This is a genomic window from Adlercreutzia sp. (assembly GCF_056795635.1).
On record NZ_JBQIIT010000027.1, the window covers coordinates 1 to 21,932 of the forward strand.

A 21,932-nucleotide genomic window follows, 5' to 3' on the forward strand; every position below is an offset into this window, starting at 1 on the left:
GTCGCGGATGGCGCCGCCCACGCAGGTGGCCGCGCCGCCGAAGGGCTCGATCTCGGTGGGATGGTTGTGGGTCTCGTTCTTGAACAGGTACAGCCAGTCCTGCTCCTCGCCGCCCACATCCACCTTGCACCGAATGGTGCAGGCGTTGATCTCCTCGGACTCGTCCAAGTTCGTGAGAATGCCCTGCTTCTTCAGCCACTTCGCACCGATGGTGCCCATGTCCATGAGGCACACGGGCTTCTCGTCGCGGCCCAGCTCGTGGCGCAGCTCCAGGTAGCGGTCGAAGGCGGCCTGCACGTTGGCGTCGGCGATGGCCACGTCATCGAGCACGGTGCCGAAGGTGGTGTGGCGGCAGTGATCGGACCAGTAGGTGTCGATCATCTTGATCTCGGTGATGGAGGGGTCGCGGCCCTCCTCGGCGAAGTAGGCACGGCAGAACTGGATGTCGGCCAGGTCCATGGCCAGGCCGCGCTCGGCGATGAAGGCGGCCAGCTCATCGTCGGAAAAGCCCGTGAAGCCCTCGATGACCTCCACGTCGGCGGGACGCTCGAAGGCCATGGCCAGGGTGTCGCGGGTATCCAGCGAGGCCTCGCGGGCCTCCACCGGGTTGATGACGTAGCGCTTCACCGCTTCCACGGCGGCCTCGTCCAGATCGCCCTCCAGGTAGTACACCACGGCCGAGCGCACAAGCGGGCGCTCCCCCTGGCTGATGAGCTGGATGCACTCGCTCGCAGAATCGGCGCGCTGGTCGAACTGGCCGGGCAGGAACTCCACGGCGAACACTGCGGCCCCGTTCGCCTCGGGCAGCTCGAAGGTGGCGATGTCGGACTGCGGCTCGGAGAACACCGTGGGTACGCAGGCGGCGAACAGCTCCTCGCCGATGCCCTCCACGTCGTAGCGGTTCACCAGGCGCACGGCCGCGAGCCCCTGAATGCCCACGATGTCGCGCAGCTCGGCGGCCAGGGCGCGGGCCTCGCCGTTAAACCCGGGCTTCTTCTCAACATAGACGCGAGATACCATGAATCTGCCTCTCTCTCAAATGAACACGAGCGGGAACGGACAAAGGGGCGCCCCTCGGCACCCCACCAACATCTAGTTCGCGCTCTGCTCTTTCTTTGCAGCCTTCGCTTCCTTGGCGGCCTTCTTCTCGGCCTGCATCTTCTCACGGTTGGACAGGCGGAAGCCGCTGCCGAACAGACCGCGGCGCGCGGGCTTCACGGGAGCCTCGTCGGACTCGCCGCCGTCGGCTGCATCTTCACCGCCCGCTGCTCCCGCCTTCTGGGCAGCATGGCGGTTCTGGTTCTTGCCAGATCCCTTCGCCTTCACCTGCTTGGCCTGCTGCACACGGCGGGCCTGCTTCTCGGCTTTCGCGTTCTTCTCCTCCAGGGCCAGCATGCGCTCCTGGTAGGCCACACGCTCCTTCTTGATCTTCCAGAAATCCAGCACGAAGGCCGCGATGATGAACACGTAGGCCAGAATGAGCGTGGTCACGCCGAGCCACTGGGGCATGGCCCCCTGGCCCACGAAGCTCAGGGTCGTGCAGCCGATAGCGGCGATGAGCAGCACCCACCAGATGGCGCGCAGGCGCTTGTAGCGGGGAGTGTCGGGCTTGTAGTACTTGCGCTCCACTTCGCGCTGCTTGGCCGCGGCCTCCTTGCGGGCGGCCTTCTCGGCGGCCTTGCGCTGCTCCGGCGTCTTCTTCGCCGTCTTCACCGTCACCGATGAGGCCGCCTTCGACTTGGGCTTGGCCGAAGCCGCGCTTTTCTTGGTGGTGCCGCGGCGATCCTCAGAGGTGTACCGCTCGTTCATGGGGTTGCGCTGGGACATAGGGCTGTGGTTCTCCTTCAGTGACTCGATGCGCGGGCACCCGCGCGGGGGCGGTACGCGACGCTAGAAGGTCGCGGGGTCGAACTTCTGGCCGGTGATAGTCTCGAAGGCCTGGATGTACTTGGCGGACGTGGCGTCGATGATGTCCTGGGGCAGGCGCGGCGGGTTGCCGGTCTTGTCCCAGTTTGCCGTGAGCCAGTCACGTACGAACTGCTTATCGAAGCTGGGCTGGTCGGCGCCCTCCTCGTAGGTGTCGCCGGGCCAGAAACGGGAAGAATCGGGAGTGAGCACCTCGTCAGCCAGGATGATGGTGTCGCCCAGGCGACCGAACTCGAACTTGGTGTCGGCGATGATGACGCCCCGGGCGGCCGCATGGTCGGCGGCCGTGGTGTACACCTTCAAGGCCAAATCGCGCAGGGCCGTGGCATCCTCCTCGCCCAGGATTTCCACCAAACGCTCGAAGGAGATGTTCTCATCGTGGTCGCCGATCTCGGCCTTGGTGGAGGGGGTGAAGATGGGCTCGGGCAGCTTCGAGGAGTTCACGAGGCCCTCGGGCAGGGCGATGCCGCACACGGTGCCCTCGCGGTTGTACTCCTTCAGGCCGCTGCCGGCCAGATACCCGCGCACGATGCACTCGGCGGGGAACATGTCGGCCTTCTTCACCAGCATGAAGCGGCCGCGCAGGTAGTCGGCGTAGGGTTGGAACTCGTCGGGCAGGTCGGCCACGTTGGTGGAGATGAGGTGGTTCTCCACCACGCCGTCGAGCAGGTTGAACCAGAACTTGGAGAGCTGGGTGAGCACCTGGCCCTTGTAGGGGATCTCGTCTTCCAGGATGTAGTCGAAGGCCGAGATGCGGTCGGTGGCCACGAGCAGCAGCTTGTCGCCCAGATCGTACAGATCGCGCACCTTGCCCTGCGCATCGGGGGTAATGTCGATTCCCGCCATGGGATGCCCTTTCTCCTCACGTGAGCCCGACGGCCGGCCTCGCGCGAGCGGGCTTCGAGCCCGCGCCCGCACCGGGAACCGCCGTCCTTCGGCTCCGCCCGAAACCTGCACTTCGAGCGCACTTTTTGCGTACCGCCCATTATGGCACAAGAAAGCCCTCCACCGCGAGGGCGAAGGGCTTCTGCGCACATTATCCGAGAGCGGCGAGGCTTGAGGGAGGGGGGCGCGGAAAACGTGAGGCAGACCGACCAGGCGGGACCGTCCCATTTCCCGATAGGGCCATCTTGCCGGAACTACTTGGTGCCTAGCGCTGCTTCTTGTGGGGAGTGCGCTTCTTGCCGGAACCGAAGGCGCGGTGCTTCTCGGCGGTCTCGTCGAACAGCGGGATGTGGATGGTGAAGCAGGCGCCCTTGTCCTTCTCACCTTCCACCTGCACCCAGCCGCCGTGGCGGTCCACAATCTCCTTCACCACGGCCAGGCCCACGCCGAGGCCGCCGCTCTCGCGGTTGCGGCCGGCGTCGGCCCGCCAGAAGCGGGAGAACACCATGCGGGCCTCTTCCTTGGTCAGGCCGATACCGGTGTCGCGCACGGCAATGGACGCCATGATGTCGCCCTTCTTCACCGCGACGGTGATATGGCCGCCCTCGGGAGTGTAGCGCACGGCGTTGGAAATGAGGTTCGCGGTGGCCTGGCGGATCATGTCGGCATCGCCCACCACCATGACGTCGGGCTGGGCATCGTAGGTGAGCGTAAGGCCCGAATCGGAGACGAACATCTCGTGGGTGGCGATGATGCCGGCGATGAGCTCGCCCACATTCACCACTTCCTCCTTCATGGGATCGGCGCGGTTCTCCAGGCGCGACAGCTTCAGCAGGGCGTTCACGAGGCGCGACAGGCGCTGGATTTCGGAGTTCACCGTGACGAGGCGCTCCTCGTCGGCCTCGTACACACCATCGACCATGGCCTCCACCGTGGCCTGGATGGCCATGAGCGGCGTGCGCAACTCGTGGGCCACGTCGGTGGTGAGGCGCCGCTCCAAGTCGCGATCCTTCTCCACCGATTCGGCCATGGCGTCGAAGGTCTCGCCGAGGCGGGCCACCTCGTCCTCGCCCCGCAGATCCGTGCGGGCCGACAGGTCGCCGTCGCCGATAGCCCGAGCCGCCCCCATGATGCGGTTGATGGGGGCCACAAGATTGCGAGCGAAAAGGAAGCCGATGCAGGAGGCCAGCACGATGGCCACGGCCGCGGCGATGAACATGGCCTGGTAGGAGTTGTCGCGGAACTCCTGGTCGGGCTGGCGCATGAGGGCCTCGGACCCGTAGACCCACAGGCGCACCATGCCCACCTTCTTGCCGTCCACCATGATGGGCGCCTGGGCCACCTGGGAGCCGTCCGTGGGCTCGATGGACTTCGCGAGGCCGCCCTGCTCCTCGTCGTAGACGATGGAGGAATCGAAGACGGTGCGGCCCTCGTCGTTGATGACGCGCACCCCCACGCCGCTCGTCAGCTCCATGGCCTGGAGCGCCGGCTTGGTGGTCTCGGGGTTCCACAGATCGTCGGTCTCCTTGTAGATGGCGGCGATGCGGTTGGCCGTGGTCTGGCAGAGGGTCTGCATGTTGTCGGCCGTGTAGGTGCGGAAGTGCTGCTCCCACACGAAGGACACCACCCCGATGGCCACGAGCGCGGTCATGGCGGCGATGAGGGCGAAGGCCAGGGTCACGCGGGTGGTGTAGGAGAAGTCGGACCACCGCAGGCGGCGGCGCTTCCTCGTCTTGCGCGCCGGAGACGGCGAAGAGGCCGCCGGCGGGGCGACCTCTTCGACAGTTTCCAGAATGCGCGGCGTTTCTTCCGCTTCAGTCATGGGGCTCCTTCGGGCGCGGGGGCTCCCGCGCGACGGGGCCGCGGGCCTACCCGAAGGCGAGGCGCACGGCCGGAACGGACGGCTTTACTGCTTGGTGGGATCCTCGAAGCGGTAGCCCACGCCGTGGACGGTGTGGAGCCACTTCGGGCTGCGGGGGTTGTCGCCGATCTTGGCGCGGAGGTTCTTCACGTGGGAGTCGATGGTGCGCTCGTAGCCCTCGAAGTCGTAGCCGAGCACCTTCTCCACGAGCTCCATGCGGGAGTACACGCGGCCCGGGTAGCGGGACAAGGTGGTGAGCAGCTTGAACTCGCTGGCCGTGAGATCGATCTCCTCGCCGGAGACGAGCACCTTGTGGCCGGACACGTCGATGGTCAGCTCGCCGAACTCGAGCACCTCGCGCTGGGGCTCGGAATCGGCGTGCACGCGGCGCAGCAGGGCGCGGGCGCGGGCCACGAGCTCGCGGGGGCTGAAGGGCTTCACGAGGTAGTCGTCGGCACCGAGCTCCAGGCCGATGATGCGATCCTCCACCTCGCCCTTGGCCGTGAGCATGATGATGGGCACGTCAGAGGTGTCGCGGATGACGCGGCAGACGCGCTCGCCGGGCACGCGGGGCAGCATGAGGTCGAGGATGACCAGATCGAAGTGGTGCTTTTGGAATTCTTCCAGCGCGTCCTGGCCATCGCCCACGGCGGTCACCCAGTAGTTCTCGCGCTCCAGATAGGCGGTCACCGCGTCGCGGATGGCCTTCTCGTCTTCGACGAGCAGAATGCGTCGTGTCTCGTTGCTCATGGATGTTCTCCTCGTGATCGTGACGTGCGCTTTCGTTCACCCCAGCCGACACGGTGTCTGACCTGCGATTTTCTCGCTGCCGGGACATATATCAGCCGGGCGGTCGTGTTTGCGTTTATTGTAGCGTTTACCCCTGAACGGTCGCCGATACGTATGGGAAATGACACAATACACCCATGCCACAGAACAGAACTTCGCGCACCCGGTCCGGCGCCTCTCGAGGCGGCTCCCACGCAGGCCGCCCCCCGCGGACCCGCAGCGCTTCCCATTCCCCCGCCCCCGTCTCGGCCCGCAAGCGCCCGGGCTCGTCCCGCGCGGCCTCCGCCGGCTCTTCCCGGACCGCCACGGTGAAAGTGCGCCGCACGCCCCCGAGCGCCCCGGTGCGCCGGGCGGCCGAGGACGGCGCCAAGCCCCGCTCCGTTACCCTGCCCGGCGGCCGCGAGCTGCTGCTCACCCGCCGCACCTTCCTCTACGGCGCCGCCGGCGCCGCGGCCCTGGCCGCCCTCGGCGGGGGCGCGGCCTTCGCGGCGGCCCACACCGACGACAAGAAGAGCCTGGAAACCCTCACCGTGCCCGAGGCCAACGTCGTGCTCGACAATTCCCTCGAGCAGATCGAGAACCCCGAGGACGCCCTTGCCCTGGCCGCCTCGGTGGAGCTGCCCTTCGGCACCCTGCTCTGGTGCAGCGATGACAACGTGGCCGCCTGCCTGCTGCCCACCGAGACCGCCAAGCCCCTGGCTCAGGTGGGTCTGCTGGACCTGGCCACCGGTGAGTGCGCCACAGTGATCGAGCACGCCGTGGGCGAGGGCGAGGGCTTCGAGATTTACGATGTGCGGGCCAACAGCCACGGCGCCATCTGGACCGAGGCCGACATCATGGACGGCCTCTGGCGCGTTTACGGCGCCGCCGCCAGCAATGGGGCCCTGGGCGAGGCCCAGCTGCTCGACGAGGGCGACGTCGATTGGGAGATGCCCTCCCTGGCCGTGGCCGACGGCTATGGCTACTGGCAGCGCCTGCCCCAGCTGGACGGCAACGCCCGCGTGGAAGACTCCCTGCTCAAGCGCGCTCCCTTCGGCTCAAACGCGGCCGAGGTGGTCTACGCTTCCGAGGGCCGTATGGCCTGCGCTCCCATCTCCTGCGGCGATGCCCTGGTGGCCACGCCCCGAGCCCGCACGAGCGGCACGTACTACCAACTCACCCGCATCGACGGGGCCACGGGAGCCGTGACCGATGCCTGCGTGCTGCCCTCGTCCATGAAGCCCATGGAGGCGGGATGGGGCCGCACCGGATTCAACTTCGCCTTCGACGGCATCTACAACTACGGCGATGGCATCTCCAACCTGGGCACCTACATGCCCTTGGAACCCCTGGAGGGCCCGCGCCTCGCCGGCACCGAGGGGGCCGAGGGCCCGGGCACCGACGACCCGCACCTGCCCGTGACCCTGGCCAACATCGCCACGCCGGCCTACAGCGCCGACCAGTGGTTCCACTATGTGGCCAACCCGCTGTCGGCCCCGTGCTGGTGCGGGAACTGGGTGCTCGTGCGCGGCGGCAGCGCCGTGTGCGCCGTGGACCTGACCAACCGCCGCTACGCGAAGCTGCCCCTGGAAGAGGGTTCCGGCGACTACAACGACTTCCTCGCCTCCACCCACATCGGCCAGCGCGCAGTTACCTACTGCAACGTGGACTACACCCCCATCAACGGCGAACCCCAGAAGCACTGCCTCGTCCGCATCTGGGAGCCGGCCTCGTAATTCCGCTTGCCCGGCGGATCGGGCGATCCGCACCAATACCGCGATCGCACCCGTAGGGCAAGGGCCGTGCCCTTGTCGCGGCGAAGGCATGGCCTTCGCCCTACGGGTAAGGCAGCTACAGTCCTCCTAGATACTGCTGCTTGGCCTTCAGGATGCGCAGGACCGATTCGTCGATGCGCTCCTCGGTGAGGGTGCCGGCGGCCACGGCGTCGAGAACGCCCTGGTAGGCCTCGGGGAAGTCCTCGGGCATGAGCGGAATGTCGCAGCCGGCCGCAAGCGCCGCCACCGCGGCCTCGGCCGCCGTGCGGTAGTTCGCGATGGCCCCCATGGACAGCGAATCGGTGACCACGATGCCCGTGTAGCCCAGCTGGTCGCGCAGGATGCCCTGCACCACCACAGGCGACAGCGAGGCCGGCGTGTAGTCGCCCGTCACATTGGGCAGATCGAGGTGCCCCACCATAATCATCGGCACTCCGGCCTCGATGGCGGCCTTGAAGGGCACCAGATCGACGGCCTCCAGCTCCTCGGCGGCCTTCTCCACGGTGATGGCATCGTCGTGGGAATCGCCGACGGCCGAGCCGATGCCCGGGAAGTGCTTGGCGCAGCAGAGCATCCCCTTGCCGAGGAAGCCCTCGATCTCGGCAGTCGCCAGAGATGCCACGAGGGCCGGATCGCTGCCGAAGGAGCGCTCGTCCATCGCCGTGCCGCCTCCGAGGGCGGCCACGTCGCACACCGGGGCGAAATCGAGGTTGAACCCGAGGGGCGCCAAGTAGTCGGCAATCTGCTCGGCTGCCTCCTTGGCCGCCGCCTCATCGGCTGCCGCCCCCAGGACGCTCGCATCCCCCACATTCGGCGCGGCGAAGGCCTCGTTGCCGGCCACGCGCACCACGGTACCGCCTTCCTCGTCCACCCCCAGAAACGGCGGCACGCTGCCGTCCTCGCTGTAGAAGCTCTTCACACTCGCGAGCATGGCCGTGGTCTGATCGGGATCGATGAGGTTCTGGGCGAAGTACACGATGCCGCCCACGGGCCACGCCGACAGGCCGGCGTGGGTGGCATCCCCGGCCTGGGTCACCTGGGAGACGTCCTGCACCAGGGCCTCCGGAGCCACGATGAACAACTGGGCCACCTTCTGCTCCAGGGTCATGGCGCCCAGGCGCGCCGCTGCGACCTCGTCGACGGCGGCAGCGCCGTCCGGCGCCCCGTCGTCCGCCCCGGCACTATCGCCGGAAGAGGCCGTGCCCGCCGGGTCATCGAAGGCCGTGGACGAGGGGGCGGGCGCCGCGGGCTCGGCCTCGCAGCCGCCGAGGGCCAGCGAGCCCGTGGCCACCGCTCCCAGCCAGAGGAAGCGGCGGCGCGTGACGAAATCGGTCGTGATGCCCATGGAGCCTCCCTTGCAAGGATACGGCGCAAACGTCGGTTTCCCCAGCATAAGCCCGTGTACCTTCTTTGGCAACCAACAGATTCCTGCCCGTCCCCGCGGCAGACGAGCCCCTCCTACCCGTTCCAGAAATCCTGGATCAGATCCTGGCGGGTGGCGTGGCCCGTCTTCTTCAGAATGTTGTGCACATGGGCCTTCACCACCTCGCTCTTGCAGGTGCAATAACGCCAGATGACGTAGCCGAGTTCATGCGCCGCCTGCCGGCCACGCGCAGCGAGACCCCGGTAGGTTCCGCAAACCCTTTCCGCGTAACGGACGCGCGACTTTCTGTGGAGGAGGTCGCGCGTCCGCTCATTTTCGGGAATAATGAGGGAACACGGTGCGCAGCGGCATCGCACGGCAATGGCGACAACGGCTTGGAGGGCCCATGACCTATCTCATCACGTTCCTCGAGGGCATCATCACCTTCGTGTCGCCGTGCCTTTTGCCCATGATTCCCATCTACGTCACCTACTTCGCTGCGGGCGAGGAAGTGCGCACCGGCGTGGTGCTGCGCAATGCCCTCGGCTTCGTGCTCGGTTTCACCATGGTGTTCATCGCCCTGGGGGCCCTGGCCTCCACCGTGGGCGCCTTCTTCATCGAGTACCAGACCGCCGTGAACGTGGTCTGCGGCCTGGTGGTTATCGCCTTCGGGCTGTATTTCCTCGGGTTCATCAAGGTGAACCTGTTCCGCGGCGCCAAGAACCCCCTGGCCGGGCGCCAGCTCGGGTTCTTCTCGTCGGTGCTGTTCGGCATCATCTTCTCCATCGGCTGGACGCCCTGCGTGGGGGCCTTCCTCGGGTCGGCCCTTATGCTGGCCTCGCAGCAGGCCTCGGTGGTGCAAGGCGTCATACTGCTGCTGTGCTATTCCGCCGGCCTCGGCATTCCGTTCGTGGCCGCCGCTGTGCTCATCGACAAGCTGAAGGGCGCGTTTTCCGTCATCAAGAGCCACTACGATATCATCAACAAAGTGTGCGGCTGGTTCCTCGTCGCCGTGGGCGTGCTGATGGCCACGGGACTGCTGGGCGGCTTCCTGCGCCTGTTGAGCTAACCGCCAACGAGAGAAAGGGCTTTCCATGGACGAGAACGAGAACAAGGACGGGGCCATGACCCCCGAGGAGCGCGGCAAGCAGATCAGCGCGGCCCTGGATGCCGCCGCCGAGCACGAAGCTGCCGAGGCGGCCACTCCCGCTGGCCAGGCCCGCGACCGCAAGGCCCACCGGGGCGTCATCATCGCCGCCGTGGCCTTCGCCGTGCTGCTCGTGGGCGCCGGCATCGCCTACAGCGTCCTGGCGCCGAAAGCCGATCAGGCCGTGGAAATCGGCGGCGCCGATGTCGTCCACAGCACAGAGGGGCCCGAGGAGAACAACGACGACACCGGCGAGGGCAACGGGGCCAACGCGGCCACGACCCCGGTTCCGGACTTCTCCATGACCGACGCCGAGGGTGCCACGGTGCGACTCTCCGACTTCAAGGGACGCCCCGTGCTGCTGAACTTCTGGGCCAGCTGGTGCGGTCCCTGCAAGAGCGAGATGCCGGCCATCCAGGAGGCTTGGCAGCAGGCTGGCGACGAGGTGGCCTTCGTGATCGTGAACATGACCGGCATGGGCGGCGAGACCGAGGAGACGGCCCGCGCCTTCCTGACCGACAACGGCTACGATTTCCCCTGCTACTTCGACAAGGCCAACAGCGCCGCCGCAGCCTTCGGCGTGAGTTCCATTCCCCAGACCTACCTCATCAACGCCGAGGGCAACATCATCGGCGGCTACATGGGCGCCATGGACGACGCCGTGCTCGCCGAGGGCCTCCGCATGCTGACCGGAGACACCGCGACCGCCCAGTAGAGGGCGCGGGCACCCCGTTACCCCGCCCCCTTCGCTCACACTGGCTTCAGGAAGGCGAACTGGGACAGAGGGAGTTGGGCGAAGTCCCGCCAAATTTGCTCAATAGGAAGGCCGATCCGCCTTCCATTCCACAAAAAAGCGCCGACCCGCGACGGGTCGGCGCTTTGCGTTGAGCAGAGGGGCAGCTGCAACCGCCGCCTAGTCGGTCTTAGAACTCCAAGGCCTCCAGACGGTCGAAGACCACGTCCTTACGAGTGAGGAAGTCCCAGGGGTCGAAGATCTCGTCGAGCTTCTCGGCCGACAGCAGCGCGGCGGCCTCGTCGTCGGCCTCCAGGCGCTCGCGGTAAGTGGGGCCGTCCACGGCGTTCTGGATATCTTCCCACACCTTCATGGCGTTGCGCTGCACGATGACGTAGGCGTCCTCGCGGGTGATGCCGGCATCCACCAGAGCCAGCAGCACCTTGCTGGAGAAGATGAGGCCCTTGGTGCGCCACAGGTTGTGCTCCATCTTGGCCGGGTAGGTCTGCAGGCCGTCGAGCATCCACTGCATCTTCGCGAACATGTAGTCCAGAGCCGTGAAGCTGTCGGCCAGCACCACGCGCTCGGCGCCGGAATGGGAGATGTCGCGCTCGAACCACAGGGCCACGTTATCGAAGGCCACCTGGGCGTTCGCCTTCACCACGCGGGCCAGGCCGCAGACGCGCTCGGCCGTGATGGGGTTGCGCTTGTGGGGCATGGCGCTGGAGCCCTTCTGTCCCTTGGTGAAGGGCTCCTCGGCCTCGATGACGTCGGACTGCTGCAGCAGGCGCACCTGCATGGCGATGGATTCCAGCGTCGAGGCGCACACGGCCAGGGCGGCCATGACCTGGGCGTGGCGGTCGCGGGCCAGCACCTGGGTGGACAGCGGATCGGGGGTGAGGCCCAGCTTCTCGCAGACGTAGGTTTCCACGTAGGGGTCGATGGAGGAGTAGGTGCCCACCGCGCCGGAGATGGCACCGGTGGCGGCCACGGCGCGGGCCTCCTCCATGCGGGTGAGGGCGCGCTTCAAGGCCCAGGCCCAGCTGCCGAACTTCATGCCGAAGGTCATGGGCTCGGCGTGGATGCCGTGGGTGCGGCCCACGCACAGGGTGTTCTGGAACTCGAAGGCGCGGCGCTTGCAGGTCTCGCCGAGGCGCTTGATGTCCTCGATGATGATGTCGCAGGCCTGGGCGATCTGGTAGGACAGGGCCGTGTCGCCCAGGTCGGAGGAGGTCATGCCGTAGTGCACCCAGCGGCTCGGCTTGTCGCCGCCCTCGGGAATGTCGGCGTCAATGTAGTTGGCCATGCACGTGGTGAAGGCGATGACGTCGTGGTTGGTCACCTTCTCGATCTCGTCGATCTCCTCCACGTTGAAGTCGGCGTGGTCGCGAATCCACTGGGCCTCTTCGCGGGTGATGCCCGCCTGGCCCAGCTCGGCCTGAGCCTCGCAGGCCAGCACCTCGATTTCCTTCCAGATGGCGAACTTGTTCTCCAACTCCCAGATGCGACCCATTTCCGGACGGGTGTAGCGACCAATCACGTGCGTTTCCTTTCCTCGCGCCTGCGCGACCGCCCGCGCGGCCCGCTTCAATGCTCTGTGCGTAGGGTACCAAAAACTGCGGCCGCCAGCGGGGCTTTCTCGCCCAATCGCCCCTTTCCGCAGCCGTAGGGCCGCCGCAAAGGGCAGTCTTTGCGAAAGTGGCAAATATGCCGTTGCAGAAAACGCGCCGCTCGGGTAAGATACGAACTTACGCGGAGGAGTGACCGAGAGGCCGAAGGTGCTCGCCTGCTAAGTGAGTATGCCCCACAAGGGCATCTAGGGTTCGAATCCCTACTCCTCCGCCACTCTTTTGTTTCGTTCGCCCTGACGGGACGAACGAACCACTCGACGCTGCGGCTTTCTGCCGCATTTCATCTTTACCCTTGTTTTGCGCTCGGCGTTGGCGAAGCCAACTTGGCGCAAAGGCGGGCAAATCTGAAACACGGCACAAACCCTCGCTGACCTTAGCAACTTCGCAAGTCGTCTGGGCCTTCCGCATCCCAACCGAGAGCGTTTTTATTTCCCCCACGGCCAGCGGTGCTTGGTGGTGGAGGGGAGGCGCTTTTTGCGGTAGCTGGGGTTGTGCTTGAGGAAGCGCCAGTTGGCGAAGCGCGTCAAGGCGAGGCCGAGGAGCGTGACCGCGAGGAAGCTGAGGGTGAGGTCGAGCACCGCCGGGGCGCCGTCGAAGAAGGCGTAAACCGAGGCCAGGACGAAAAGCCCGCTGAGCACCCCGCACAGCCAGGTGAATACTGCGATAAGCACCTCCTTGGCCCGGGCCGGGGAATGGCGGTAGGTGACCACCAGGTAGATGATGCCGGCCGCCACGGCCAGCAGCAGCACGAGGGGCACCACCCGAGAGAGACGCGCGATCAGTCCCATGGCTACCTCCCCGGAACTTGGGCGGCCCGCAGGCCGGAGAGGGTCGTCGGCCGCGCCCACCAGCCCTCGGTGCTCGCCGCCGTGGCCAGCGCGCTGGCCTCGGAGAAGCTGTCCACCAGGGCATAGGTGGCCGACCCGCTGCCGGAGAGCAGCACGTTCTCGGCACCGACCCGCTCGGCCAGCCACGCCCGCACGGCGGCAAGCTCGGGCAGCAGCGCCTCGGAGGCGGCGGCCAAGTTGTTGAACAGGGGCACCTCGTCGGCACCATCGGCGTTCTCGATGGCCCCCAGCGCCCCGTCGGGAACGGGCAGGGGTTCCTCGTCGAAGCGGCGGAAGGCCTCGGCGGTGGACACGCCGGCCGCGGGCTTCACCAGCACCACGGCCCGCTTCGACGGCGTAAGCCGGCGGCGCAGCACCTCGCCCACGCCGTCGAGCTGAGCGCATCCGCCATGCAGGAAGAAGGCCACATCGGCCCCGAGGGCACGGGCGCATTCCCCTACGCGCTCGTCATCGGCCGCAAGGCCCCACTGGGCCGCCAGGCCCACGAGCACCGCCGCCGCATCCGACGAGCCGCCGCCGAGGCCGGCCTGGGCCGGGATGTGCTTCTCGATGCGCAGCTGCACATGGGCGGGCTCTTCCCGGCCGATGGTCCGGGCCAGGCGGTCCGCCGCGATGAAGGCCAGGTTGTCGGCCGCGGCAATGGAACCGGCGGCCCCCGTGCGATCGGCCAAGTCGATGGAGACGAGGAGGTTGTCGGCCGGGCCGCCCAGGGCCACGTCGTCGCGCCCGGCCGCAGCGGCACCGGCAGCTGCCTGGGCCACCTCGTCGGCCGTGGCGGCCTCGATGCGCAGGTACACCGTGTCGTGCAGGGCCAGGGCGTGCATGACCGTATCGGCGTCATGGTAGCCGTCGGGCCGCCGCGCCCCGATGGCCAGCACCAGGTTCACCTTCGCCGGCGCCACCAGCTTGACGGCCCCCGGCCCCATGAAGGCGGCCGCCGACCACTGGGCCTCCCGGGCCACGGCCATCATATCCACTTCGGACGTGTTGCCAGCCATGCTACGAACTCCTTTCCCAGCGCCCTCAGCGGGCGGTATCCTCAAATTGCTCCCGCGGGTCTTCCGCAACCCCACGGGCATCCCCCGCAGCCGATTCCGACGGCCCCGCGTCCGCGCCGGGCACCGAGCCCTCGCCCGCGCCGCCGGCGACAGAGCCCGAAGCCGGCTTCTTGCGCCGGGCCCGGAAGAAATCGCGCAGCAGCGCCACGCACTCGTCCTCCCGCACCCCGGCCGTCACCGCGAACTGGTGGTTGAGCCGGCTGTCGGCGTGAACCGCGTACAGGGTGCCCAGGGCACCGGCCTTCTGATCGGGAGCCCCGTACACGCAGCGGGCTACCCGAGCCTGGTGCATGAGCCCCGCGCACATAATGCAGGGCTCCAGGGTGACGTACACCGTGCAGTCGGAGAGCCGCCAGGCATCCAACGCCTGGGCCGCCTGGCGCATGGCGAGGAATTCCCCATGGCCCGCCGGGTCGCGGTCGGCCTCGCGACGGTTGCGGCCTCGGGCGACAATGCGGGGCTCGGCCAGCGGCCGGCGCGTGCCGCGATCCATGGGCTCGTAGACCACCACGGCCCCGATGGGCACCTCTCCGGCAGCCCCGGCCGCCCGGGCCTCTTCCAAGGCCAGGGCCATGTACTGCTCGTCGAGCAGCCGCTGTTCTTCGGGTGTGCGATGTTCATTCATGAGGGGGATTATATGGTATCCTGTGCACCATCGTCCGTTGCCTGTGCAATGGGCACCGAATAAGCGGAGGCGTGTCCGAGTGGCTTAAGGAAGCAGTCTTGAAAACTGTCGTGCCGAAAGGTACCGTGGGTTCAAATCCTACCGCCTCCGCCAGTCTTTGCGCTCCCAAGGTCGCTTCGAGAAAACAGAAGGGGAGCACCCTCGGCACTCCCCCAGCTATGATTGTTTTCGAGCGGTTCGCGCAGTGGCGAGTTAATCTCTGTCGTTCAGTATCTCGTCGATCATTTTCTCGCGCTCTTGTTCTTGCCGCAACTCTTCGTTTTTCGCCTCGAGCCTTGCGTTCTCCTCTTTCATGAAGTAGACGCCGCTCAGTTCGAACGATGCCACGTGCTCGCTCATCTCGCCGATCATGTCGCTGTCATCCGGCATCACGATTGCCTCAACCTCGGCTGTCTCCCCGTCTGGCAATTCCTCGGCGCCCCCGAGAGCCGTACCGATCTTGTTGCCATCCTTGTCGAACAAATCCCAGCCCATCAGAAGCGTCTCAGTGCGTCCACAAGTGTTCTTGACAACCGCATGGAGATAGTCGAGGTCGTTTTCGCCCTTCGTGAGCGCCTGGTTGCTTATCTCGTACCCGTCTCCCGTATCCGTCTTGCCCCCAACGCAGCCCGCCACGCCGACGAGCCCCAGCGCCATCACGCACGTAAACACCAAGACGAGTGCCTTGCTCTGCCTCATTGCTCTCCTCCTTCGAGCCAGCAAAATACCGTTCGCTTCATCATAAGTACGAAACCCAATAATTTGCTGCGCAACATTTTGAGGTACGGCCGCGCTCCTTGCCTTCGCGGCCTCTCCCCAAGGCCCAAGATGTTTCCGGGGAAGAAGGCGTTCGAACGGGAGGCACCGGGAACCCCGACGACATCACCCTGTCCTGCAACCCTCTTCCTTAGACGACGCCATCGGCTCGGAAATCGATTCTCATCTGCCCTTTTGGTAACTTAGGTACTTTTTGGACATCGCTGAGTACCTCCTGTGCCTTGGCGGTGCCGTTGCAAAACTATAGGGTGGAGGCGCCAATCGGCCCCAGGGGAGGCAGGCAAGGCCCCTCTGGGACGAACCGCCAAGGAATGCAGAGCGGGCCATCGATCCCTCACCCGAGAACCGAGGCGTGCGCATGGACATCTATGTCCGCGATAGCGGGCGCGTGTACGACGTCGAAATGCAGAGACACGGAACGACCTGGCCGATAATGATTTGGCCGATCTGCTAAGAAACGTGGAAACGGTCGTGCCGAGGGACCGCTGCCTCGGGAGATTCACGCGGCAGCGGTCCCAGGCGAACAAGGATAGGAAGTGGGTGGGCAAAGTGTGGTCAGTAAGCACCATCGAGGAGAATGACGCCCGTCGGCAACGTATCGGCCTGCGGCTCGCCCGCCAAGAGGGTCTGACCCAGGGCATCGAAATGGGGGAGAACCAATTCGCCGCCCTTGCCGAACGGCTTCTCGCCCAAGGCCGCCTCGACGATCTTCAGCGCGCAACCCAAGACAGAGGGTTTCGCGCCACCCTCATAAAAGAACTCGTGCCGCCTGCGCAAGACTAGGCCCCGAAACAACGAGCCAGCCCCAGAGACAACCCCCCCCCAAAGACCCCCGAAGAGCGACTGCTAATTTCGCGAACAGCTCAAGCGCGCATTCCCCAATCCACGCTCACCTTGGTCCAAAAGAGCGATCATCCCCATGAAGTCAGGCTAGGCAAAGTTTGCGATGACGCAAGATTGTAACCTTCTTTGTAAGGGGCTCAATAGTATACTTAGTAATATATGGTATTACTAAGTATGTTGGAACGCTACAGGAAGGCATCATGAACACCGTTGTTATGGAGCCCATTAGCTCGAAATTGCGAAGCGATGAGAAGTCGGCGTTCATCGCCACCTGCGACAGCATCGGCACCACCCCAAGCAATGCGATCCGCATGTTCGTCAGCGCTTTCAACAAGCGCGGCGGCTTTCCTTTCGATCCCGCCAATCCTTACGGGTTCAACGACGATACACTTCAGGCCATGCGCGATACCGTATTGGGACACAACCTCTCCGGCCCCTTCAACACAACCGACGATATGTGGGCGTCAATCTTAGAAGACAATAATGAGTAAATACCAGCTCTTTATCACATCAAAATTCAAGAAAGACGCTCGACACGCCGCCAAACGAGGCAAAGACCTCGGTAAGCTCGATGCCGTCATCAACACCCTCCTTGAGGGAGGCCTGCTACCCGAAACCATGCGAGATCACGAGTTGACTGGCAACTATTCTCATCACCGAGAATGTCATATCGAGCCCGATTGGCTGCTGATCTACTGGCAGGACCACGATAAGCTGGTCCTCACTGCAGTGCGCACGGGAACCCACTCCGATTTATTCGGGGAATAAATCACAGAGCCTACGATGGCGGATGAATCAAACGTTCGTGAGCTCAAAGATGACGTCGCCGCCTGCCCCCAATTAGTACAATCAGTGCCTCCTCGCACTCGCATCCCACCGCGTCTTCGCGCAGCCATTTCCCCAGTTGGTATAATGGCGAAGACCAGAAAGACCTCCTGAACAGGGAGGTCTTTCTGATTGCCTGCAAATAAGGGGTTTATGGGACAAAAGTGTGTCCGAAATCGAGAATTGACGCAGGTCAACTCCTGATTTTCTTTTGGAAAGTCAAATCAATCGCGTTTTCCGCTCGGACAGAAAGTGTGTCCGATATCCGGTCTTTCGCCTGCTCAGTCCCTGATAAATTGAGAAAAAGTTCTCGATTTCGAGGGGGAGCCAATTGAAGAGCAAGCGATGCCCCGTGTGCGGCGGTCCCATGAAGAGAAACGGCAGGGCCAAGACCGGTAGGCAGCGATGGCGATGCAGGGAGTGCGGTGGATCCGCGACGCATGCGATCAACACCGACGAGCGCGACCTCAGGGCCTTCCTGTCTTGGCTCATGTCCAAGGACGCCCAGATCGATATGCCGGGCCAGGGGCGCACCTTCAGGCGGCGCACCTCGAGGTTCTGGCACATCTGGCCGATGCCGGAGGCGACCGGCGAGGCGTGCAAGGTCGTCTACGTCGACGGCATCTACCTGGCGAGGAGCGTGTGCGTGCTCATCGCGTGCAGCGACGATGTGTATGGCAAAGTAATTCTCGACAGTTTGGCATGTAGGAATTCGACACTTTGGCAGCGAACATGCCGACCATAACCTACGTCTATTCTTGTCTTGCTTCGGCGACGACAAGAAAGGCCGGAAAGGCATATGACCAGCATGTCCAAAGTACATTCTATTAGGCAAATGCGCATGAGGGGGCACAACGTCTCCGAGATCGGCAGAACGCTAGAAGTCTCCCGCGACACGGTGTACAAGTATCTCGAAGAGCCCGATCTATCGCCGAGTCCGCCCGCCAGGCGCAAGTCGGCGAGCGTCATGGATCAATACCGCCCGCTCATCGTCTCTTGGCTGGAAGAAGACGCCAAGAGCTGGCACAGGCAGCGCCACACGGCCAAGCGCATATGGGGGCGCCTGGTGGAGGAGGAGAACGCGAAGGTCTCCGACTCGACCGTCAGGCACTATGTGTGCAAGCTGGAGCGGGAGCTCGGCATCGGCAAGGAGCGCTTCTTGGACCTGGTTTGGGCGCCGGGCGAGGCGCAGGCGGACTTCGGGGAGGCCGATTTCTACGTGATGGGCGTAAGGCGCCGCCTGAGCTACTTCGTGCTCGCCTTCCCGTTCTCCAACGTCGGGCCGGCCCAGGTGTTCCCCGGGGAGAACGCGGAGTGCGTGTGCCAGGCTCTCAAGGACATGTTCGAGTTCATCGGCAGCGTGCCCGCCGGGATCGTGTTCGACAACGCGGCGGGCGTCGGCAGGCGCATCGGCGGCAGCGTCAGGACAACGGATCTCTTCGCCGCCTTCGCCGCCCATTACGGCTTCGCCTTCTCCCTCTGCAACCCCAATGCCGGGCACGAGAAGGGATCCGTTGAGAACAAGGTGGGATTCATCAGGCGCAACCTGTCCGTTCCCGTGCCGTCCTTCGACACGGGCAGGCGCTTCAACAAGAGCCTGCTCGACCGCTGCATGGCGCTGTCCGAGAAGGACCACTGGGCAAGGGGCGAGGAGGAGCGCGCCTTGTTCGTCGAGGACGAGGTGGCGCTCATCGGCCTTCCCGGGCAACCCCTCGACGCGGTGCGCTACGAGGTTCGCAAGACCGGCAAGCTCGGCCGCGCGCGGCTGGAGTCGAACCACATCTACCCGGCGGCGCCGGAGCTGGCGCTGACGGAGGTCGTCTGCGCCCTGCGCGCACGCGAGGCGTCCATCGCCGACGCGAACGGGGCCCTCATCGTCACCCACCCGCGCGCCTACGGGAGCGCCCCCACCAGCACCGCAGATCCGGCAAACCAGCTGGCCCTGCTCGCCAGGAAGCCCGGCGCGTGGGGCAACAGCCAGGTCAGAGTCGCCCTTCCGGATGGGCTGCGCGCCTACATGGACGGCTTGGACAAGGACGCCAGGGCGGAGAGGATCAGGCTCATGCGCAACGTGTCGGCCGATAGGGGGTGGTCGGCCATGGTGGCGGCCGCCGAGAGCGCGCTGGCGCACACGGGGCGCGTGGACGAGGCCGGCATCACGGTGGCGGCCCTCAGGGGCGAGAGCGCGCCGGTAGATTACGACGAGCCGGTGGACCTCGGCGTGTACGACGCGGCGTTCGGGAAGGGGGTGGCGTGACCATGGCCCCGAAGACGAAAGGGAGCACGGAGGCGTTCAAGGCGCTGGCCCGCTCGATGTACTTCTCCAACGAGTCCTGCGAGTGGTTTATACGGGAGGCCTCGGCCGGCCAGATCCAGATCGCCTGCAGGCTCATCGAGGCGGAGCAGGGGGTGAGGGCCCGGCGCAAGAGGGAGAGGCTGCTCCGCAAAGCGGCCTTTCCGCAGATGAAGTCGTTCGGCGGCTACGACTTCTCCCAAGTGGGGTTCCCGGAGGGGTACGGCGCCGAGGACCTGAAGTCGCTGGAATTCATAGAGCGCGCCCAAGACTTCGTGTTCCACGGCCAGACGGGGCGCGGCAAAACGCATTTGGCGATTGCCGTCGGGCGGGCCGCCGTGGACGCGGGCAAGCCGGTGAGGTTCTTCACCACGGCGGGGTTGGTTCTGCAGCTGGCGAAAGCGAAGCGGGAGGGCTGTCTGGACAGGCACCTTGCGGACATAGACAAAAGCGACCTGGTGATCCTCGATGAGTTCGGGTACATGCCCGTCGATCCAGAGGGAGCAAGGTTGCTGTTCCAAGTGATGTCGAACTGCTACGAGAGGCGAAGCCTGATACCCACGACCAACATCGAGTTCAGCAAGTGGGGAATGATCCTCGGAGACGAGAAGCTGGCCGCCGCGGCCATCGACCGCATCGTGCACCACGGTCGCCTGGTGGAATTTGGAGGTGAGAGCAAGCGCATGGGCGACTCGCTAATGTTGGGACGACAATAAAGACAGGTCGGCATTCGCTGCCGAAGCGTCGACTCCGGTCAGGCCAAAGTGTCGATTATTCTATTGCCAAACACAGTGCGACTTCCTGGAGGAGAGGAGCACCGTGGAGGGCAGGCCCGTGTACACCCACGAGAGGCTGCGCAGGGCGAGGTCGGGCCTGGTGGCGCTGGGCAACCAGGAGGGCGCTGTCCACCTACCTCGACCCCGTGCTGGCCGCGGAGCGCCCGCCGCCCGCCACCAACAACAGGACCGAGGGCGGGGTGAACGCGCCCTTGCGCTCGATGCTGAGGAACCACCGGGGCATGTCGGTGACCCGCAGGATAAAGGCCGTGTTCTGGTGGTGCCACATGAAGACGGAGTGCAGGCTGCCTGCGGCCCAGATCCTCGCGCGGATGCCCACGGACGACGACGTCGACGCGCTCTACGAGCTGTACGGCAGCGCGGCCAGGCCCGACGACGGGCTCCCCAATGGGGCGACGGGCTCGTCTGGGGCGAGCTCCACCACGCGACGGACTACCCCTACGCTGTCGACTAGCCTCCAAACACACTTTTTGTCCTACAATCCTTCGTCTTTCCGTTTGATTACCAGTCAGAATGTCACTGCTCCAAAACGACGGGATCAGGCGAAGGAAGCGAGACGGAGAGGACATCATCCTTGTGATCTCCGAATCAAAAGTCGTAAGGATATAGGAAAACAGGGCCGTGTCCCGATTCGAAGGTCTGGGCGTGCCCTGTTTTCGCTTCGATTTTACCACATGACCAGACGAAACAGAAGAGGCGGCCCAGACACCGGTGAGCTTAACCCCGGTAGGAACCGCCTCTTTCGCGATTGTACCACGGAATCAAGCCTCCGTACGGGGGCTTTTTTCATGCCCGGAAACGGGCGGGAGCGCCCCGCACGGGGTTGAAGAACGCAAGCGAAGGCCCGAACGGGCCGGAAAGGAGGCCCCATGGCCGGAGAAGAGGCGGCCCCCGAGGCCCAGGAGGCGCCGGAGGCCACCGAAGCGGCCGAGGTCGAAGCGCCCGAGCCGCCGGAGGTCGGAAGCGCCGAGGCGGGAGAGGGGGAGGACCCCGAGCCGCCGGCGGAGCCCGACTGGAAGGCGCGCAGCCGCCACTGGGAGAGCCGCGCCAAGGCAAACAAGGCCCGCGCCGACGAGAAGGACGCCGAGATCGAGAGCCTCAAGGCCCAGCTCGCCCGCCAGGGCGCGGTGACCGACGCGGCCCGCGAGAAGGGCGTGGACGCCGGCCTGCTCGCCCGCATGGCCGGGGACACCCCCGAGGAGATCGCCGCGAACGCAGACGCGCTCCTCGCGTGGGCGCGCCAGTCGCAGTTTGATTACCAGTCAGAATGTCACTGCTCCAAAACACGGCTTTGCGCCGTGCCCTGGGGACGCGCGTTTGATTACCAGTCAGAATGTCACTGCTCCAAAACTGCAGCGGAGGGGCATGAAGGGCCTGAACAGTTTGATTACCAGTCAGAATGTCACTGCTCCAAAACCTTGTAGTGCTTCGTTGGCTTTTGCAGGCGTTTGATTACCAGTCAGAATGTCACTGCTCCAAAACGAGAGGTGTCGCCAGGCGGGGAAGTTCGGGGGGGAGCCGAGGGAAGTTGCGGGGAAACGGGGCATGAAAAAGCCCCGCCGCTGAACTGAACCCCGATAGTGGGACTGGAAACAAAAGTTTCCAGTCCCACTTGCTTTAAGGGGTGATGGATTGAAATACGGAATGGACGCCAGGGCCGAGGCGCTGCGCTACTTCGAGATGGGACTTGCGGACAAGCTCGTCGGAAGGCTGCTCGGAATTCCCCACGAGACCGTCA

Annotated in this window: 20 protein-coding genes, 2 tRNA genes and 1 pseudogene; 12 read left to right on the forward strand and 11 right to left on the reverse strand. The window is 65.2% G+C overall.

Annotated elements, in window-relative coordinates; all coding sequences use genetic code 11:
* From ACTOXK_RS10785 to ACTOXK_RS10805, 5 genes and pseudogenes are all read right to left on the reverse strand, one after another.
* A pseudogene (locus tag ACTOXK_RS10785) lies at positions 1-1,020 on the reverse strand (phosphoribosylformylglycinamidine synthase); the annotation flags it as partial.
* Between the two features lie 72 nt (positions 1,021-1,092).
* Complete coding sequence (locus ACTOXK_RS10790; protein WP_482276905.1) at positions 1,093-1,827, reverse strand: hypothetical protein; 735 nt, start codon at positions 1,825-1,827, stop codon at positions 1,093-1,095.
* Between the two features lie 63 nt (positions 1,828-1,890).
* The gene (locus ACTOXK_RS10795) at positions 1,891-2,772 is read right to left on the reverse strand and encodes a phosphoribosylaminoimidazolesuccinocarboxamide synthase (protein WP_482276904.1); all 882 of its coding nucleotides are present in this window, start codon (positions 2,770-2,772) and stop codon (positions 1,891-1,893) included.
* A gap of 304 nt (positions 2,773-3,076) precedes the next feature.
* Complete coding sequence (locus tag ACTOXK_RS10800) at positions 3,077-4,633, reverse strand: sensor histidine kinase (protein ID WP_482276903.1); 1,557 nt, start codon at positions 4,631-4,633, stop codon at positions 3,077-3,079.
* An 84-nt stretch (positions 4,634-4,717) separates the two neighbouring features.
* Entirely contained in the window at positions 4,718-5,422 is a 705-nt protein-coding gene (locus ACTOXK_RS10805; RefSeq protein WP_016310340.1) for a response regulator transcription factor, read from the reverse strand.
* Positions 5,423-5,775: 353 nt separating this feature from the next.
* On the opposite strand from ACTOXK_RS10805, the gene ACTOXK_RS10810 reads away from it, so the two are divergent.
* A complete protein-coding gene (locus tag ACTOXK_RS10810) occupies positions 5,776-7,176 on the forward strand; it encodes a twin-arginine translocation signal domain-containing protein (RefSeq protein ID WP_482279354.1) in 1,401 nt (466 codons plus the stop codon).
* 115 nt (positions 7,177-7,291) lie between these two features.
* Here ACTOXK_RS10810 and ACTOXK_RS10815 read toward each other — a convergent pair whose 3' ends face one another.
* Positions 7,292-8,560, reverse strand: a complete 1,269-nt coding sequence (locus ACTOXK_RS10815) for a glycoside hydrolase family 3 protein (protein ID WP_482276901.1) — start codon at positions 8,558-8,560, stop codon at positions 7,292-7,294.
* A 424-nt stretch (positions 8,561-8,984) separates the two neighbouring features.
* Here ACTOXK_RS10815 and ACTOXK_RS10820 point away from each other — a divergent pair, with 424 nt between their 5' ends.
* Positions 8,985-9,647: a cytochrome c biogenesis CcdA family protein gene (locus tag ACTOXK_RS10820; RefSeq protein WP_482276900.1), complete on the forward strand. Its 663-nt coding sequence runs from the start codon at positions 8,985-8,987 to the stop codon at positions 9,645-9,647.
* 25 nt (positions 9,648-9,672) lie between these two features.
* Positions 9,673-10,440 carry a TlpA family protein disulfide reductase gene (locus tag ACTOXK_RS10825; protein WP_482276899.1) on the forward strand — a complete coding sequence of 256 codons (768 nt, stop codon included), beginning with the start codon at positions 9,673-9,675 and terminating at the stop codon, positions 10,438-10,440.
* Between the two features lie 208 nt (positions 10,441-10,648).
* Here the strand turns inward: ACTOXK_RS10825 and purB are convergent, their stop codons facing one another.
* The gene (gene purB, locus ACTOXK_RS10830; RefSeq protein WP_482276898.1) at positions 10,649-11,998 is read right to left on the reverse strand and encodes an adenylosuccinate lyase; all 1,350 of its coding nucleotides are present in this window, start codon (positions 11,996-11,998) and stop codon (positions 10,649-10,651) included.
* Positions 11,999-12,212: 214 nt separating this feature from the next.
* On the opposite strand from purB, the gene ACTOXK_RS10835 reads away from it, so the two are divergent.
* Positions 12,213-12,303: transfer RNA gene (locus ACTOXK_RS10835), tRNA-Ser, on the forward strand.
* A gap of 211 nt (positions 12,304-12,514) precedes the next feature.
* On the opposite strand, the gene ACTOXK_RS10840 is transcribed toward ACTOXK_RS10835, so the two are convergent.
* From ACTOXK_RS10840 to ACTOXK_RS10850, 3 genes are read right to left on the reverse strand one after another with little or no spacing between them, the layout of a single operon-like run.
* Complete coding sequence (locus ACTOXK_RS10840) at positions 12,515-12,877, reverse strand: guanylate cyclase (protein WP_482276897.1); 363 nt, start codon at positions 12,875-12,877, stop codon at positions 12,515-12,517.
* 2 nt (positions 12,878-12,879) lie between these two features.
* Positions 12,880-13,935 carry a 4-(cytidine 5'-diphospho)-2-C-methyl-D-erythritol kinase gene (locus tag ACTOXK_RS10845; protein ID WP_482276896.1) on the reverse strand — a complete coding sequence of 352 codons (1,056 nt, stop codon included), beginning with the start codon at positions 13,933-13,935 and terminating at the stop codon, positions 12,880-12,882.
* A 25-nt stretch (positions 13,936-13,960) separates the two neighbouring features.
* Positions 13,961-14,620: a nucleoside deaminase gene (locus tag ACTOXK_RS10850; RefSeq protein ID WP_482276895.1), complete on the reverse strand. Its 660-nt coding sequence runs from the start codon at positions 14,618-14,620 to the stop codon at positions 13,961-13,963.
* A gap of 65 nt (positions 14,621-14,685) precedes the next feature.
* Between ACTOXK_RS10850 and ACTOXK_RS10855 the strand changes: the two genes are divergently transcribed.
* Positions 14,686-14,773, forward strand: a tRNA-Ser gene (locus ACTOXK_RS10855).
* Positions 14,774-14,872: 99 nt separating this feature from the next.
* Here ACTOXK_RS10855 and ACTOXK_RS10860 read toward each other — a convergent pair.
* Complete coding sequence (locus tag ACTOXK_RS10860; RefSeq protein ID WP_482276894.1) at positions 14,873-15,358, reverse strand: FxLYD domain-containing protein; 486 nt, start codon at positions 15,356-15,358, stop codon at positions 14,873-14,875.
* A gap of 618 nt (positions 15,359-15,976) precedes the next feature.
* On the opposite strand from ACTOXK_RS10860, the gene ACTOXK_RS10865 reads away from it, so the two are divergent.
* From ACTOXK_RS10865 to ACTOXK_RS10895, 7 genes are all read left to right on the forward strand, one after another.
* Entirely contained in the window at positions 15,977-16,219 is a 243-nt protein-coding gene (locus ACTOXK_RS10865) for a hypothetical protein (RefSeq protein WP_482276893.1), read from the forward strand.
* Between the two features lie 260 nt (positions 16,220-16,479).
* Complete coding sequence (locus tag ACTOXK_RS10870; RefSeq protein WP_482276892.1) at positions 16,480-16,770, forward strand: type II toxin-antitoxin system RelB/DinJ family antitoxin; 291 nt, start codon at positions 16,480-16,482, stop codon at positions 16,768-16,770.
* Complete coding sequence (locus ACTOXK_RS10875; RefSeq protein ID WP_482276891.1) at positions 16,763-17,047, forward strand: type II toxin-antitoxin system YafQ family toxin; 285 nt, start codon at positions 16,763-16,765, stop codon at positions 17,045-17,047. The genes ACTOXK_RS10870 and ACTOXK_RS10875 overlap by 8 nt, the downstream gene beginning before the upstream one ends.
* Before the next feature lie 409 nt (positions 17,048-17,456).
* Positions 17,457-17,849, forward strand: a complete 393-nt coding sequence (locus ACTOXK_RS10880) for an IS1/IS1595 family N-terminal zinc-binding domain-containing protein (RefSeq protein WP_482279356.1) — start codon at positions 17,457-17,459, stop codon at positions 17,847-17,849.
* A gap of 90 nt (positions 17,850-17,939) precedes the next feature.
* The gene (istA, locus tag ACTOXK_RS10885; protein WP_482279932.1) at positions 17,940-19,361 is read left to right on the forward strand and encodes an IS21 family transposase; all 1,422 of its coding nucleotides are present in this window, start codon (positions 17,940-17,942) and stop codon (positions 19,359-19,361) included.
* A gap of 2 nt (positions 19,362-19,363) precedes the next feature.
* The gene (istB, locus tag ACTOXK_RS10890; RefSeq protein ID WP_482276890.1) at positions 19,364-20,113 is read left to right on the forward strand and encodes an IS21-like element helper ATPase IstB; all 750 of its coding nucleotides are present in this window, start codon (positions 19,364-19,366) and stop codon (positions 20,111-20,113) included.
* Positions 20,114-21,063: 950 nt separating this feature from the next.
* Positions 21,064-21,618 carry a hypothetical protein gene (locus tag ACTOXK_RS10895; protein ID WP_482276888.1) on the forward strand — a complete coding sequence of 185 codons (555 nt, stop codon included), beginning with the start codon at positions 21,064-21,066 and terminating at the stop codon, positions 21,616-21,618.
* The last annotated feature ends 314 nt before the right edge of the window (positions 21,619-21,932 follow it).